This window comes from Halobacillus litoralis (assembly GCF_009856415.1).
Lineage (GTDB): Bacteria > Bacillota > Bacilli > Bacillales > Halobacillaceae > Halobacillus > Halobacillus litoralis_C.
The window spans coordinates 81,743-96,061 of the sequence record NZ_WMEZ01000008.1 but is presented as its reverse complement, the minus strand read 5'-3'; the positions used below and the strand labels follow the sequence as shown (position 1 = coordinate 96,061).

General features: G+C 42.3%; 16 protein-coding genes. 5 read left to right on the top strand and 11 right to left on the bottom strand.

Annotated features, from left to right (window positions below; all coding sequences use genetic code 11):
* Positions 1–55 precede the first annotated feature (55 nt).
* Together GLV98_RS16720 and GLV98_RS16715 are read right to left on the bottom strand one after the other, a co-directional pair.
* Positions 56–1,309: an ABC transporter permease gene (locus tag GLV98_RS16720; protein ID WP_160917208.1), complete on the bottom strand. Its 1,254-nt coding sequence runs from the start codon at positions 1,307–1,309 to the stop codon at positions 56–58.
* Positions 1,302–2,201 carry an ABC transporter ATP-binding protein gene (locus tag GLV98_RS16715; protein WP_160917207.1) on the bottom strand — a complete coding sequence of 300 codons (900 nt, stop codon included), beginning with the start codon at positions 2,199–2,201 and terminating at the stop codon, positions 1,302–1,304. Before GLV98_RS16715 ends, GLV98_RS16720 begins: the two co-directional genes overlap by 8 nt.
* Before the next feature lie 741 nt (positions 2,202–2,942).
* Between GLV98_RS16715 and GLV98_RS16710 the strand changes: the two genes are divergently transcribed.
* Positions 2,943–3,128 (top strand): YhzD family protein, encoded by a 186-nt coding sequence (locus GLV98_RS16710; protein ID WP_160917206.1) that lies wholly within the window; start codon positions 2,943–2,945, stop codon positions 3,126–3,128.
* Positions 3,129–3,179: 51 nt separating this feature from the next.
* Here the strand turns inward: GLV98_RS16710 and GLV98_RS16705 are convergent, their stop codons facing one another.
* The 4 genes from GLV98_RS16705 to GLV98_RS16690 form a co-directional block, all read right to left on the bottom strand.
* A complete protein-coding gene (locus GLV98_RS16705) occupies positions 3,180–3,950 on the bottom strand; it encodes an enoyl-CoA hydratase (RefSeq protein ID WP_160917205.1) in 771 nt (256 codons plus the stop codon).
* A gap of 229 nt (positions 3,951–4,179) precedes the next feature.
* Complete coding sequence (locus GLV98_RS16700; protein WP_089653229.1) at positions 4,180–4,539, bottom strand: YlbF family regulator; 360 nt, start codon at positions 4,537–4,539, stop codon at positions 4,180–4,182.
* 84 nt (positions 4,540–4,623) lie between these two features.
* Positions 4,624–5,760 carry a DUF445 domain-containing protein gene (locus GLV98_RS16695; RefSeq protein WP_160917204.1) on the bottom strand — a complete coding sequence of 379 codons (1,137 nt, stop codon included), beginning with the start codon at positions 5,758–5,760 and terminating at the stop codon, positions 4,624–4,626.
* A 115-nt stretch (positions 5,761–5,875) separates the two neighbouring features.
* On the bottom strand, positions 5,876–6,286 hold the full coding sequence (locus tag GLV98_RS16690) for a ferritin-like domain-containing protein (RefSeq protein WP_160917203.1): 411 nt from the start codon (positions 6,284–6,286) through the stop codon (positions 5,876–5,878).
* A gap of 111 nt (positions 6,287–6,397) precedes the next feature.
* On the opposite strand from GLV98_RS16690, the gene GLV98_RS20050 reads away from it, so the two are divergent.
* Complete coding sequence (locus GLV98_RS20050; protein WP_202410113.1) at positions 6,398–6,565, top strand: hypothetical protein; 168 nt, start codon at positions 6,398–6,400, stop codon at positions 6,563–6,565.
* A gap of 60 nt (positions 6,566–6,625) precedes the next feature.
* Here GLV98_RS20050 and GLV98_RS16685 read toward each other — a convergent pair whose 3' ends face one another.
* Positions 6,626–6,907, bottom strand: coding sequence for a metal-sensitive transcriptional regulator (locus tag GLV98_RS16685; protein ID WP_174787809.1), 282 nt, complete (start codon positions 6,905–6,907; stop codon positions 6,626–6,628).
* 110 nt (positions 6,908–7,017) lie between these two features.
* Here GLV98_RS16685 and GLV98_RS16680 point away from each other — a divergent pair, with 110 nt between their 5' ends.
* Both GLV98_RS16680 and GLV98_RS16675 read left to right on the top strand, forming a co-directional pair.
* Complete coding sequence (locus GLV98_RS16680; protein WP_160917202.1) at positions 7,018–7,911, top strand: PucR family transcriptional regulator; 894 nt, start codon at positions 7,018–7,020, stop codon at positions 7,909–7,911.
* Positions 7,912–8,037: 126 nt separating this feature from the next.
* Positions 8,038–9,135, top strand: a complete 1,098-nt coding sequence (locus tag GLV98_RS16675; RefSeq protein ID WP_089653223.1) for an ABC transporter ATP-binding protein — start codon at positions 8,038–8,040, stop codon at positions 9,133–9,135.
* A gap of 35 nt (positions 9,136–9,170) precedes the next feature.
* Here GLV98_RS16675 and GLV98_RS16670 read toward each other — a convergent pair whose 3' ends face one another.
* The 3 genes from GLV98_RS16670 to fumC all read right to left on the bottom strand — a co-directional run bounded on the left by GLV98_RS16670 (position 9,171) and on the right by fumC (position 11,252).
* Positions 9,171–9,407: a hypothetical protein gene (locus tag GLV98_RS16670; protein ID WP_160917201.1), complete on the bottom strand. Its 237-nt coding sequence runs from the start codon at positions 9,405–9,407 to the stop codon at positions 9,171–9,173.
* 119 nt (positions 9,408–9,526) lie between these two features.
* The gene (locus GLV98_RS16665; protein WP_089653219.1) at positions 9,527–9,733 is read right to left on the bottom strand and encodes an alpha/beta-type small acid-soluble spore protein; all 207 of its coding nucleotides are present in this window, start codon (positions 9,731–9,733) and stop codon (positions 9,527–9,529) included.
* A gap of 127 nt (positions 9,734–9,860) precedes the next feature.
* Positions 9,861–11,252, bottom strand: coding sequence for a class II fumarate hydratase (fumC, locus tag GLV98_RS16660; RefSeq protein ID WP_160917200.1), 1,392 nt, complete (start codon positions 11,250–11,252; stop codon positions 9,861–9,863).
* 825 nt (positions 11,253–12,077) lie between these two features.
* On the opposite strand from fumC, the gene GLV98_RS16655 reads away from it, so the two are divergent.
* Positions 12,078–12,992 (top strand): zinc dependent phospholipase C family protein, encoded by a 915-nt coding sequence (locus GLV98_RS16655; RefSeq protein ID WP_160917199.1) that lies wholly within the window; start codon positions 12,078–12,080, stop codon positions 12,990–12,992.
* 1 nt (position 12,993) lies between these two features.
* On the opposite strand, the gene GLV98_RS16650 is transcribed toward GLV98_RS16655, so the two are convergent.
* On the bottom strand, positions 12,994–14,289 hold the full coding sequence (locus GLV98_RS16650) for an MFS transporter (protein WP_160917198.1): 1,296 nt from the start codon (positions 14,287–14,289) through the stop codon (positions 12,994–12,996).
* Positions 14,290–14,319: the final 30 nt, after the last annotated feature.

The window sequence follows — 14,319 nt, the reverse complement described above, 5'->3', positions numbered from 1 at the left end:
GGATCTCTAACATTTCTTAATCAAATAAAAAAACCCCTTCGTTAAGGGGTTTTTTCTACTTTTCTTTTTTAGAGAGTTGCAAAGCTGTTTTTAAATCTTTTAAGGAAGTGGATTTCCCATACATCAGTACACCGCCACGATAGACCCGAGCTCCAATCAACGCAAGCAGAAGAATGGAACCGATGAGAATACCAATAGATAAAGCGACTTCCCAAATTGGGATTTCCAACATTCCTACACGTAAAAACATAATCAGTGGTGTAAAGAACGGGAAATAAGAACTGACCGTAATGAAGGTGGAATCAGGAATTCCAAGGCCAAACATCGCAATAAGAAAACCAGCTACAATCAGCATAATCATAGGTGCCAATAATTGCTGCGCATCCTCCAAGCGACTGACGAGCGACCCCAAAGTCGCCGCTAAAGTAGCATAAAGCAAATAGCCGAGAATGAAGAATACGACGGCATAGATGATTGTGCCAGGGTTGATGTCAGTGAAACCGAAAAACTCCAGCATCGAACCATCCCCAAGGGTCTTGCTTTGTTGGATGCCTAAGTATCCAGCCAAAATAAGGATTGCGAATTGAGTCAAACCTAACAAAGCAATCCCAAAAATTTTGGCAAACATTTGGGATACGGGGGATACGCTTGAAACTAAAATTTCCATGACACGACTTGATTTTTCTGTTGCTACTTCCGTAGAGATCATCTGCCCATACATGATGACAGAAAAATATAAGAAAAAGAGCATCACATACACAAGGCCGCGCGTCTGGTTGAGCTCTTCTGCCGTTTTTGCACTCTCTTCAAGAGCTACCAGTTCAAAATTCACAGGGGCATTCATCTGTTGAATGATTGCAGGATCGACATTGGCCTGCTCAGTCACATACTGAACCTTCACTTGTTGAAGAGCCTGTCTGACAGGATCACTTTCCCCAGTGTTTGCGATTTTATTTGCATAATAAGTCGCTTCAGGCAACCCCTCTTCTCCTTGTTCTACTTCTACGACAGATTGAAAGTCCCCTTCTTCTACTGCCGTTTGAGCTTCCTCAAGACTTCCAGTGTATTTCTCAATACTAAGATTCTCATTCATCGACAGGACTTGATTTAATGATTGAAACCAGTCCTCATTGTCTGTCACAACAGCCACTTTCTTTTCTTCATCCACATCGCTGAACGTCTCAATCAGGGATTGCAAATTCGATAAAGCGAAAATAAGTGCAACAGTAACAATCGTGGTAATTAGGAAAGATTTGGATTTTACGCGGTTTTTATAGGTCTGGGCAACCATGATAAAGAACTTATTCATAAGAAGCACCCACCTTCTCAATAAAGATATCATTCAAAGTCGGCTCTTCCAGATCAAATTTTCGTACAAACCCTTTTCCTTGAAGTTCCTCAAAAACGCGCTGTGCAATTTCCTCACTCTCAATCTGGATTTCACAGCCATCCCCCAGGGGCTTATATTTCGTAACTCCAGGAATACTCTCCAAAAATGCAAGATCAAAATCTGCGATGACTTTCACATTCTTTTTCCCGAATGATTTTTTAATTTCTTTCAACTTCCCATGCACCACGGGTGAACCGTGATGAAGAATACACAGACTTTCACACAACTCCTCTACATGCTCCATCCGGTGGGAGGAAAACACAATCGATGTACCGGATTCTTTCAAATCAATGACTGCTTTTTTCAGCATTTCAACGTTAACAGGGTCAAGACCTGAAAAAGGCTCATCCAAAATCAACAATTTCGGTTTATGTAACACAGCTGAGATGAACTGAATTTTTTGTTGATTTCCTTTCGATAATTCTTCAACTTTCTTATTTTTGTATTCGGGGACTTTAAATCGTTCAAGCCAGCTTTCAATCTGTTGAACAGCCTCAGCTTTCTTCATCCCTCTTAATTTCGCTAAATAAACCAACTGCTCCTGAACCTTCAGCTTAGGATAAAGTCCTCTTTCCTCCGGTAAATACCCGATTAAATGACTTTGGTCGTAACCAATATCCCCACCGTTCCACGATATTTCACCTTTGGTTTGATCCAACAAACCGAGAACCATACGGAAGGTTGTGGTTTTACCCGCTCCGTTCGCACCGAGAAAACCAAAGATCTGCTTTTCTGGAATCTCTAATGACAAGTCATTAACAGCTGTAAACGACCCAAACTTTTTTGTGACATTCTCCAATCGTAACGTCATCATTTCTCCCCCTTTTCACCTTATGTACGTAATTTCTAACTCATTGGTTTCAATAATCCTTCTTCCTTACAAAAAATATTGCTATTAAAGAATATGGCATGATTGTGGAAAATTTGATTTCGAGACTTATGTTGAGTGGGTGAGGCTGCGGGTAATGACTCGCTTTCCGCGGGAGTGCGGTGAGCCTCCTCAGGCTAAACGCCTTGCGGGGTCTCACCAAGCACTCTGTTCCCGCAGGAGTCTCGCCATTCCCCTCCGCCCCTTTGCCATGGAAGATTCTCAAAACCACTTCCGCAATAATCAGTCTTTATGATTGAAGAAGCGGATTGTATAAACCGCTCCAGAGTACGTAAAGACTTGATACAGAGCACTTTACACTTCTAATAGTGGGAGACAATCCAACTTGGTGCAGGGGTTCGTTTCTCCCTTACATGGAATGGGGGGGTTGGGAAGCTGCGAGACTCCCGTGGGAGAAGGAGATAGGCGAGATCCCACAGGACGCAGTCCGAGGAAGCTGGGCGCTCCCCCACAGGAAAGCGAGTGGCTTCCCAGCCACCCCTAACGCTCAACCAGGCAACGAACCCCGAAAACATCTCGAAACTGAGTCTTCCACAATCGGGAGCTATTGTGAAAGAATGGGATGGGTGATTTTTTGATGAAAATTTACTGTTCAAGCAGGAATATCGACGTTGTATGACAAAAGTAAATAATGAGTACCTATTCATTCAAGGAGGCACAACAATGAAGACATACTACTTAACTGTATTCGAGAAAGATGGTACCAATGTCCTCGATGAAACTTTTCAAGCAGAAGATGATGACCAGGCAAAAAAAATAGGGTCAGAGAAACTGGAAGAGAAAGGGTATAGCCATCATACTCACCGCTGCGCTGCACCTGAAGGACATTTGGTTTTGTTCCACAGATAACCCAAAAAACTTTAAAACCATAAAAAGTCGCGCTCTCGGCGCGACTTTTTATTATTTGCCTTGGAACTCTGGTTTTCTTTTATTCAAGAAGGCTTCAACACCTTCTTGATGATCATTCGTTTGAAGTAACCGCCATTGGGTTTCACGCTCCTTCTCCAAATAGCGGGATAACCGTTCCATCCCATGTTGATGATAAATTTCTTTTGTAGCAATCATGGATTTCAATGGACGGCTGCCCCACTCTTCCGCCAGACGCGCGCCCTCTTCTTGAACAGGACCATTGACAACAATATCCACAAGTTTATGATCATAAGCTTCTTTGGCTCTCATTTGCTGACCTTCCCAAGCGAAATGTTTTGCCTGGTGTGTTCCTAAACGTTCCTGTAACCAAAAATGACCTCCACCATCTGGTGCCAATCCAATACCTATGAAGTTCATAGATAAATTGGCGTCGGGTTCCGCTATAACATAATCAGCAGATAATGCGATACTTAAGCCTAGGCCTACGACAGGTCCATGTAAAGCAGAAATAACAATTTTCTGCATGGAATAGAAGGTTTTCACGATTGTTTCGATATTGTCCATAACTTCATCATACGTATTCCTGTCAGACACCTCTTTCATCATGCTCAAATCTCCACCTGCGCAGAAGCCTTCTCCCTCTCCGTACAGAAGTACAATCTGAGCCTCAGACCGCCTCACTTCACGGGCTGCTTCAGCGAATTCCGCTAATAGTTCCGCATTCAATGCATTATATTTTTCTCCTCGGGCGATTTTCAAATGAACCACATTTCCCTTTTCCTCTACAATGAAATGCTTCATGATTTTCCTCCTATATATGGAAAAATTCTTCATGTTTTAGCTTTTCGTCACGGAGCACCCACTTTCCTGCAAGAGACGACAAAAAATCCAGTCGAAAGAGCTCTCGTAGAGATGAAATATAGAGGGCTTATCGGCTGCTCGCTGAATACAAACCTACCCAAAATGACCCACAGTTAGGAATTGCGGATATAAAAAAGGAGCTGGTTCACCAGCTCCTTTTTCTTTTTATTTATTGTTGTGGTTCTTCAGGATTGCCGTAAAGCTCTTCAAGAGGTTTCGTAATGATACGGCTGATGTCGTTGATGACTGTGTTTAAGCGTTGCTCTTCTTCCATTAGCTTGGAGATTTGAGGGTGTTGTTGTACGAGCTCAACGACTTTACGAGCCTGTTCTACTTCTTCCTCAGAAATTTCTTCTCCTTGCATCTGCTTTTGTTGAAGCGTGATTTGTGTTTGACGGAAATCGTCGAACATTTTTTTAGCAGCTTCGTCGTTCATTACTGCTTCATATGCTTCTTTCAATCCGTTGAATTCTTCACTGTTGCGGATTGCTTTTTCTAGATCATACGCGTAATCATATAGATTTGCCATAAAAATAAGAACCTCCTAAAATTTCGTTCTGACACTCCTCCCCCACTATAACAAACTCCTATACGTCTGTATAGGAATACACTATTATCCGAAAAATAGCACAATAATGCCTTGTAGCAAGCCGATCATTCCTCCTAGCAAAGCACCCAGATAGGTGATCATCTTGAACTCCCTTCTGGAAATACCGAGGACCATTTCTTCGAGACGGTCAACTTGGAAAGCTTCGACTTCCTCCTGGACAATTTCAGATAATCGTAGCTGTGTCATCATGCTCTCCACCTTGGATGATATCAGTTCACTGATTTGATCAACGGCTGCAGGAACGAAAGTATCCAGAATTTTTTCTTCATAAGGACTTGTCCACTCCTTCACCGTTTTTCCCATCCATTGATCCACCGGCAAGGCATGAGCTACAACTTCTCCGAGCTTTGTGCCCAATGTTTCACGCCCGATTTGATCTTCAAACCATCCCACTCGCTTGGTTAAAAGTTTATCTTTCTCTGCATGCAACATCGTTTCCAGCCAATCTTTCATCTCTCGATCAGAAACATATTTGAGAATTAATGGGTATATACGTTCTGTGAGACCATCCGGACCCATGAACGATGAAATCATGTTACCGAGAAACCCTTGATTATCCAAGTAGTTATCGATTAAAGCAGCCACTTTCTCTTTCCCTTCGTAACTCCGGAAGTAATTTTCTATACTTGCCTGAATATGAGCAGCCGCCTGGTCCACCCCGCGATCTGCCCTTTCTCGTAACTGAGAGGTTAACAACTCCTCGACCGTCTTTTCACGATATTCGTTCATAAGCGATTCATAGTGATGTTCCACCCATTGAGAAACATGACTTTGAATCAAAGCGGACGAAACGTCAATATGAAACCTTTCGAGCACTTCTTTTAACGTGTCTTCTTTTTTGAGCACCGTTTGAACTTCATCTTTCGCCCATGTAGTCATCTGCGCCTTAAAACTTGAATGAGTGAGTTTTCGACGGATACCTTCGGGAGTTAATAGATGATTCACAACCATTTTCCCTAATTGTTGGGCTAATTCCTTTTGTCGTTTAGGGATCAGTCCCGGGGTAAAAGGAAGACGGTAGTTACCGATATGAATAGCTCGGTATGGTCGGAATAACATTTTTATAGCTAATGAATTGGTAAGCCCTCCGATCAAGGCCCCGATTCCGATCATCATTAAAATTAATAAAACAGGATTCATGTCCCAACCTCTTTCTACACATGGTGTACCAAGTATAATCCATATAAAAGCCAAGTGCCAACGGTAAAACACCAAACAAAAAAGGCCTTATATAGACATGGCCTTCAAATTGGAATTATTTTAGTCTTCCATAAATGGTACCGAACCGAGTCGCATGCTCCATCTCATCCATCATGGCTGTAAATAATGCATGATAAGCGCCGGGTGTAGGGGCCATAAACAGCATTTCCCTGTACATCTCGGCTGCTTTGAATTCATCTTGTTGAGCCCTGACCACTCCATTCTCAAAAGAGCGATAACTGATCGTCTCAGGTTCAAATTCATGATATTTTCCTGTCAACTGCAAGTGAAGAGATTGAAACATCCGATAATGTTTTAATTCATCGTCTTCCACATGCTTAATATAGTCCCTGAATAAACGGTTACTTGTATCCCCTTTTAGCCGGCTGTAAAAATCATGATCCTTCCATTCTTCTTCGATCGACCTTTGCAGCCTTTGGATAAAGGACTCACGATAGCCCTGCATTTGATCTCCTCCCTTACTACAAGGATATGAAGGGAAAAGACAAGTTTATGCTCCTCGTTCGTTCATTGAATTTCAGAATCCGGGCAAAATGAAAGGAGGAGGTGGATTACCATGGATAAGCATAAAAAACAAGCAGCACCCGAAGGTAAGGGGAAATTCGAACTTGATGTCGACCGGATGATCAATGAAGGGATGGCAGGTGGTACGATTAAACCTGTCTACGGGCATGAACAAATCGGAGAAGCTCACGAAATTCCTGAGCAAAAAGTGGATCAATGAAAAGAAAAAGCTGTCCCCTGTTTGCCTTTCATCAGACGCAACAGGAGACAGCTTTCTTCTTTACCGGCTTTTAACAATCATCTGTACAGCTTCGTTAATTAGTTCTTCCGCTGATTCGCCTTCCTCATGTGCATCACGAATACAGCCTTCTAAATTCTTTGCTACAATATATCCAATCGCACGGTCCATCGCAGAACGTGCGGCTGACAACTGGGTAATAACATCTTTACAATCCTTATCTTCATCCATCATTTTGAGGACACCACGAACTTGACCTTCTATCCTTTTTAAACGGTTTTTCGTTTCAGGACCGTAGATACTTTTATCCTTCACTTGATCCAATTCCTTCTCCTCCTCTCTTCAGGTACAAAGTTTTATACCTTCAACGCTTTGCGGATTTTGTCCATTGTATTACTATAATAGTAAATATCCAACCAAAAAGGAAGAGATTCATGTCAGTTATAGACCAACTTAAACGATTATACCCTTCAATCACTATAAATAAACTCGGGTTTGACAACCATACGGACTACAAATGGTTCCAAACCGAAGACGCTGAAATTGTGGGAATTAAAAAAGATGAACTTGATCAGCAATCTTCTGAATTGCTCTCCATCTTTCTCAAGCCTTTAAGCTCAGAAGAATCCACCATGACGGAAAGGGAGAAGCATTGGTCATCACTCCTTTATAAAAAAGAAGCGGCTCAAGAAATGATGTGGCCGGTATCCTTTCGTTTTGTTCTCTTTTCCATCGAGGATGCTGAAGCAGAGAAAAATATTGTAAAGGAAGCCCTTCAATCTTTATTTCCTCAAGAAATGCCTCTCTTATGGACATCGGACCGTGAAGGGGTCATCATCGAAGAAATTCTATCTAAGGATCAGGAAATCATGGAGTTTGAAGGCATGGCAGATGTTTTAAGCAGTGATTTTTATACAGATATCCATTTCTTTATTAGTGAATTCACTTCAACACAGGAGAATGCCTCAAACATATTGAAGTGGGCTCACCACGGAGCAAGAATAGCCAAAGAACATAAACTAGGTTCAATTATTACCTATAAGGATATTATCCCCTACTTATATATAGACGCACTTCCAGAAGAAGAGTGGGAACATATTCGTAGATCTATCTTTAAGGACATCGAAAAGGACAAGGAATTATTGCAGACCATCCGGATCTTCCTGGAATCTGGTTCTAATACGTCTCTAGCTGCTAAAAAACTGTATATGCACAGAAACAGCTTGCAATATCGAGTGGACAAATTCATTGAAAAAACGGGCCTTGATATTAAACAATTCGAGGGAGCGGTCATTACGTATCTCGCATTATTACACATGGAATACTGACAATCGACAAAGTGCACAAACCACCCCTTCACAGGTTTGTGCACTTTGTCCATTTACCGTTTTCAGAAACTTCGATACACTGTAATCAATCAAGAAAGCGATTTCAATTTTCTAGGGGGATTTAAAATGGCAGAAATAAAACTGAACAATATTGATAAAGTTTATGATAAAAGTGTTAAAGCGGTAGATGATTTCAACTTACACATTAAAGATAAAGAGTTTATCGTATTCGTTGGTCCATCCGGTTGTGGTAAATCTACAACGCTTCGTATGATTGCAGGTCTTGAAGAAATTACAAACGGAGATTTCATGATTGATGAAAAACGCATGAACGATGTAGCTCCGAAAGACCGAGACATCGCGATGGTTTTCCAAAACTATGCATTGTACCCACACATGAACGTCTATGATAACATGGCATTCGGTTTGAAACTCCGTAAGATGGATAAAAGTGAAATAGAAAAACGCGTAAATAATGCGGCGCAAATCCTTGGTCTTGAGGCTTTACTTGATCGTAAACCGAAAGCGCTGTCAGGTGGTCAGAGACAACGTGTTGCTCTTGGTCGTGCGATTGTCCGAGATGCAAAAGTATTCTTGATGGACGAGCCTCTTTCCAACCTTGATGCAAAGCTACGTGTTCAGATGCGTGCGGAAATCCAGAAGTTGCACCAACGCCTTCAAACAACGACCATCTACGTCACGCACGACCAAACAGAGGCGATGACGATGGCTACACGACTTGTCGTTATGAAAGACGGCGTTATCCAACAGGTAGGCGCACCAAAAGATGTTTATGACAAACCTGAAAATGTTTTTGTCGGCGGATTTATCGGTTCCCCGGCTATGAACTTCCTAAATGGAAAACTTGCGGATGGACATATCGAATTGGGAGAAGTGAAAATCGCAGTTCCTGAAGGAAAAATGAAACCTCTTCGTGAACAAAACTATATCGGCAAAGAAGTCATTCTTGGTGTAAGACCGGAAGATATGCATGATGAGCCTGTGTTTATTGATGCAAACCAGGACAAGAAAATCACTGCAGACATTGAAGTAGCAGAATTGATGGGATCTGAGTCCTACTTATACTCCAAATTGAATGATCAAGACTTCATCGCTCGTGTAGACTCCCGTTCTGATATTAATGGTGGGGATCAGATTACATTGGCCATTGATATGAACAAAGTTCACTTCTTTGATAAAGACTCTGAATTACGTATCCGCTAAAAAAATAAAAACGCAGCCTTGTTGGCTGCGTTTTTTTATGTGGCTTGAATATCATTCAAACCACAATCTTCGCAAACAAATAAATGGACACATTCTTCCGTGATGGATGAATTCAAGTCACCATCCACAAGGTCTGTATATTTCTGATCAAGATAAGGACTATAATCATCCAAGAAATCCGTGACACGCCCTTGATCTCGCATCGTTCCTTCGCATTTCGGGCAGGGCCTTTCAGAAGCTGCCCATCCATTGCATACACCACATTCTTGCATTACTCGCCACTTCTTTCAAAACGATCTAAAGAATTCAATCTTCGTGCAACGTATGAATGCTTCAAGACATCCAAAAAATAAGGAGGAAGGGCGCACCCTTCCTCCTTCGTCACAAATATTTATTTGTATTGTTGTCCGCCGAACTGCTGCTCAGCCATTTGGACAAGACGCTTAGTGATCTCACCACCTACAGAACCGTTAGCACGGGATGTAGAGTCAGCACCAAGTTGTACGCCAAATTCTTGTGCGATTTCATATTTCATTTGGTCTAGAGCTTGTTGTACACCAGGTACAACCAACTCGTTTGAACTGTTGTTGTTAGCCATGTGTCTCACCTCCTGTCTTGTGTAATCGTAGTATGGGTCGGTCTGGTTGTTTTTATGTCAAAAAAACAGGTGGTAATTACTGGAGAAATTATATTAGGCTAATAAACATGGCTAACAACATAAAAATTCACTTCGCGTTTGGCTTCGTCATCGCTTTAGGGTCAACGTATTCTTCGAATTGATCTTCGGTAAGAATATCTAGCTCAACTGCTGTTTCTTTTAGTGTCTGATCTTTTTCAAAAGCTGTTTTTGCAATTTTCGCTGCATTCTCATATCCAATATGAGGATTAAGAGCAGTCACCAGCATTAAGGAATCACGCAGGTATTTTTCTATTTGTTCATGATTCGGTTCCAGTCCGCTTACACAACGTTCATCGAAAGAAACGATGCTGTCCGCAAGAAGTTGTGCAGACTGTAAGAAGTTATAAGCGATTACCGGTTTGAATACGTTCAACTCAAAGTTCCCCTGACTCGCAGCAAAACCGATGGTCGCGTCATTCCCCATGACCTGTGCCACAACCATCGTAACGGCTTCACTTTGGGTTGGGTTCACTTTACCAGGCATGATGGAACTTCCTGGTTCATTGGCAGGAATTGTTATTTCACCAATTCCACAACGAGGTCCACTCGCAAGCCATCTTACATCATTGGCAATTTTCATGAGATCTGCAGCTAATGCTTTCAATGCGCCATGTGTGTGGACGAGTTCGTCATGGGAGGTGAGTGCATGGAATTTATTCGGTGCGGAAATAAAGCCTTTTCCTGTGGCCTCATTAATTTGAGACACAACCTGTTCAGAAAAATCTTCATGAGCATTCAATCCCGTACCTACAGCTGTTCCACCGATCGCAAGCTCTTTTACATATTCTGTGCTTTCTATAAGCATTTTTTCTGTTTTTTCAAGCATGCGGTGCCAACCACTGATTTCCTGACCGAGTGTTAATGGAGTGGCATCCTGTAAGTGAGTGCGTCCAATCTTAACGATATCGTTAAACGCTTCCATTTTTTCTTGTAATGTATGTTTGAATTGGATCAAGGCTGGAAGAACGACATCCTCGACCTTTCTGACAGACGCAATATGCATCGCTGTCGGATAAGTATCATTCGAACTTTGAGATTTATTTACATCATCATTCGGGTGGAGACGCGTTTCACTACCTTTATCCTCCAACCATTGTGAACCCACGTATGCGATGACTTCATTCACATTCATATTGGATTGCGTCCCGCTCCCCGTCTGCCAGACGACAAGAGGGAAATGCTCGTCCAATTCTCCAGCAATAATGAGATCCGCCGCATAAGCAATAGCGTCTGCTTTTTCCTCTTCAAGCAACCCAAGTGCTGCATTTGCTTTGGCCGCGCTTTTTTTAAGGATTGCAAAGCCCTCGACAACTTCTTCCGGCATTTTCTCATCGCCGATTGGGAAGTTTTGTTTGCTTCTCTGTGTTTGAGCTCCCCAAAACTTTTCGCTCGGTACTTTGATTTCTCCTATGGTATCTTTTTCAATGCGATAATCCATGAATATCCTCCCTTTGTTCAAATCATTGCATGCCCCTTCATTGTATCAAGAATCTTTTGAACAATCACCAGAAGCCCGTTCTTTTTGACAATTTTCTTCATTTTATAAGTCTGATTATTTACATTTTTCAGATATTTATGTATAATGAATTCATCAAGCAAAGGTACATATCGTCCTTCCTTGCTTGATCTCTCAAGTGGGTAAAAAGTGGTGAAAAGAGCCTTTGCAGAAAGGCTCTTTTTTTTGAACTCACACTTCCATGAAAGCTCCCGATTGTGGAACACTCAGTTTCGAGATGTTTCCGGGGTTCGTTGCCTGGTTGAGCGTTAGGGTTGGCTGGGGAGCGTCGAGCTTCCTCGGACTACGTCCTGCGGGATTTCGCCTATCTCCTTCTCCCACGGGAGCCTCGCAGCTTCCCAACCACCCCATTCGATGAATGTGAGAAACGAACCCCTTTTCCAAGTTGGATTGTCATCCACTATCCCACTGTTAGAAGCATAAAGCGCTCTATATCAAGCTTTCATGCTCGAAATTACCAATGAATCGTATATATTACCCCAATCATTTGAGCATACAAGCAGAGTTACTGAGAAGTGGTTTCGAGACACTCACATGGCAAGGGGCGGAGGGGGATGGCGAGACTCCTGCGGGAAAAAAGTGCTTGGTGAGACCCCACAGGACGCAGTCCGAGGAGGCTCACCGCGCTCCCGCGGAAAGCGAGCTATTCCACGTAGCCCCCATCCACTCAATAAAAGTCTCGAAACTGAGTCTTCCACAAACCTGCCATTTAGTGGAAGGGAATTTTATAAAGAATGGAGAATGATGATGCCTAATATATGGACACATATACTGTTTGTGGATCAATTGTGCGAGGAGCTTGATAGGAAAGACGTTTTAGAAACTTCCTCGGCCTCTTTACATATGGGAGCCCAGGGTCCTGACCCGTTCTTTTATCATAATTTCCTGCCTTTTCTACCTGACAAAGAGGTAGCAGAAATCGGGATGTTGTTGCATACGGAAAAATGCGGCCCTTTTTTGATGGATATGATTAAACGAGGAAAGTCAGAGAAAAACTCCCTTCAAGCCTTTATCCTTGGTTTTGTGAGTCATCATATCCTTGACCGTCATACTCATCCTTACGTTCATTACCACGCAGGTTATGAAGAGAATAAACACCAGGAACTAGAAGTACTCTTAGATACAGTCATGCTCGATCGTGAGAGGAATTTAGAAACATGGAAAAACCCGGTCCATAAGGAAATTAAAATCGGAAAGCAAATCCGTCCGATTTCTTCCTTTATGCATTTACTCCTTTCCGATCATCACCCTGAAATAACGACGAAACATAAAAAGAAAGTGGTTCAAGAATCCTTTTTCCATATACAAGCGGCTCAAAGGGTGTTATATGACCCGTGGAAATGGAAGAATCAATGGTTCGGTTCGCTCGTATCTTCATTCTCCCATCAGCCCATTCGAGAAAAAAGAGATTTTATGAATGAGAGCCATATGGAATGGTATCATCCGGCAACGAATGAAAAGCGCACCGAATCATTTTTGGATTTATATGAACAGGCTAAAAAGGAAGGTACCCTTCTATTTCAGTATATCTTCGAGTATTGGAAAACAGGTTCCCCAGACACATTGGCTCACATTGAAGAAATCGTCGGAAACATTTCGTATGATACGGGGGAACCCCTTGATAAAATGCTGATCAACCAGTACAGTCAACCAATTGTGTAAACTACGAACGAATGATGGGTTCTTCATCAGAGCGGGTGTAGGCCTGCGCCTGCTCCACCCCTTTATCTACATCAAGCACGTATAAAAGGATCATGCCGACGATAAAGAAGAACACGAGAGACAGAATGCCAAAACGGCTGGACCCTGTCAATTGTCCGACAAGTGCAAAGACAAACGGTCCAAAAATGGCAGCGAATTTTGAAGAGATGCCGTAAAAACCAAAGAACTCCGCATGACGATCTCCTGGAACCATTCGCCCAAAAATGGAACGACTTAAAGCCTGAGCTCCACCTTGCACGAAACCTACACACACAGCCAGGATGTAAAAATGAAGAGCCGAGGTCATAAAATACCCAAGTGCTACGATGACCAAATAGATCGATAATGATAGCATGAGCGCACGTTTGGGAGTTATTTTTCCTGCCAGCCAACCAAAGAAGAATGTACATGGAATCCCAACGAATTGAGTGATGAGTAACGCCGTAATCAGGGATGTGCTATCAATCCCAATATCCCTTCCATAAATCGTAGCCATTTTGATAATTGTCGAAATTCCATCATTATAGAGCCAAAATGCCAATAAGAAGATGAGGAGCTGCTTAAATTGTCTCAATTCCTTCCATGTCCGACCAAGGCGTTGAAAACCGATGGCTACATAAGAGCTCTCCCGTTTTTGCTGCATCTTCTTTTCCTCTACAACGTTTTTCATAAGAGGGATGGAAAAAACAAACCACCAAATACCTACAGATAAGAAAGCAAGCTTCGTACCTATCAAGGTACTAGGCAGCCCGAACCATTCATACTTCATAATCATCAGCAAGTTGATGGCCAAGAGAACCCCGCCACCGACATACCCTAATGTGAAACCAGCTGCGGAAATGCGGTCGATATCTTTCTCATTAGCTATTTCCGGTAAAAAAGCATCATAAAATACATTAGCCCCTGAAAACCCAATGGTCCCTACGATCAATAATATAGAGGCAAAGATATAATCCCCTTCTCCAACAAAGGCAAGCAAAACGCTAGCAATCATGCCCATATACGCAAAGAACATTAAAAACCTTTTCTTCGCTGCCGAATAATCACTGATTGCTCCAAGAATGGGAGCAAGGATCGCAACGATTAAAACGGCAATGGATTGGGAATATCCCCAATAGCTTGCAGCTAAAGATTCTTGAACACCTTTAGCTGCTACATCATAATAGAATACAGGTAAAACAGCAGCCATGATGGTCGTAGCAAAAGCTGAATTGGCAAAATCATAGAGCATCCAGCTCCAAACGGGCTTCTTCTTCATGGTCATATCCCCCATCTACATTCTTTTGAG

What these genes read in the sequence shown, in the direction of transcription:
- GLV98_RS16720 (WP_160917208.1), bottom strand. Translation starts at nt 1,309, where the DNA reads ATGAATAAGTTCTTTATCATGGTTGCCCAGACCTATAAAAACCGCGTA.
- GLV98_RS16715 (WP_160917207.1), bottom strand. Translation starts at nt 2,201, where the DNA reads ATGACGTTACGATTGGAGAATGTCACAAAAAAGTTTGGGTCGTTTACA.
- GLV98_RS16710 (WP_160917206.1), top strand. Translation starts at nt 2,943, where the DNA reads ATGAAGACATACTACTTAACTGTATTCGAGAAAGATGGTACCAATGTC.
- GLV98_RS16705 (WP_160917205.1), bottom strand. Translation starts at nt 3,950, where the DNA reads ATGAAGCATTTCATTGTAGAGGAAAAGGGAAATGTGGTTCATTTGAAA.
- GLV98_RS16700 (WP_089653229.1), bottom strand. Translation starts at nt 4,539, where the DNA reads ATGGCAAATCTATATGATTACGCGTATGATCTAGAAAAAGCAATCCGC.
- GLV98_RS16695 (WP_160917204.1), bottom strand. Translation starts at nt 5,760, where the DNA reads ATGAATCCTGTTTTATTAATTTTAATGATGATCGGAATCGGGGCCTTG.
- GLV98_RS16690 (WP_160917203.1), bottom strand. Translation starts at nt 6,286, where the DNA reads ATGCAGGGCTATCGTGAGTCCTTTATCCAAAGGCTGCAAAGGTCGATC.
- GLV98_RS20050 (WP_202410113.1), top strand. Translation starts at nt 6,398, where the DNA reads ATGGATAAGCATAAAAAACAAGCAGCACCCGAAGGTAAGGGGAAATTC.
- GLV98_RS16680 (WP_160917202.1), top strand. Translation starts at nt 7,018, where the DNA reads ATGTCAGTTATAGACCAACTTAAACGATTATACCCTTCAATCACTATA.
- GLV98_RS16675 (WP_089653223.1), top strand. Translation starts at nt 8,038, where the DNA reads ATGGCAGAAATAAAACTGAACAATATTGATAAAGTTTATGATAAAAGT.
- GLV98_RS16670 (WP_160917201.1), bottom strand. Translation starts at nt 9,407, where the DNA reads ATGCAAGAATGTGGTGTATGCAATGGATGGGCAGCTTCTGAAAGGCCC.
- GLV98_RS16665 (WP_089653219.1), bottom strand. Translation starts at nt 9,733, where the DNA reads ATGGCTAACAACAACAGTTCAAACGAGTTGGTTGTACCTGGTGTACAA.
- fumC (WP_160917200.1), bottom strand. Translation starts at nt 11,252, where the DNA reads ATGGATTATCGCATTGAAAAAGATACCATAGGAGAAATCAAAGTACCG.
- GLV98_RS16655 (WP_160917199.1), top strand. Translation starts at nt 12,078, where the DNA reads ATGCCTAATATATGGACACATATACTGTTTGTGGATCAATTGTGCGAG.
- GLV98_RS16650 (WP_160917198.1), bottom strand. Translation starts at nt 14,289, where the DNA reads ATGAAGAAGAAGCCCGTTTGGAGCTGGATGCTCTATGATTTTGCCAAT.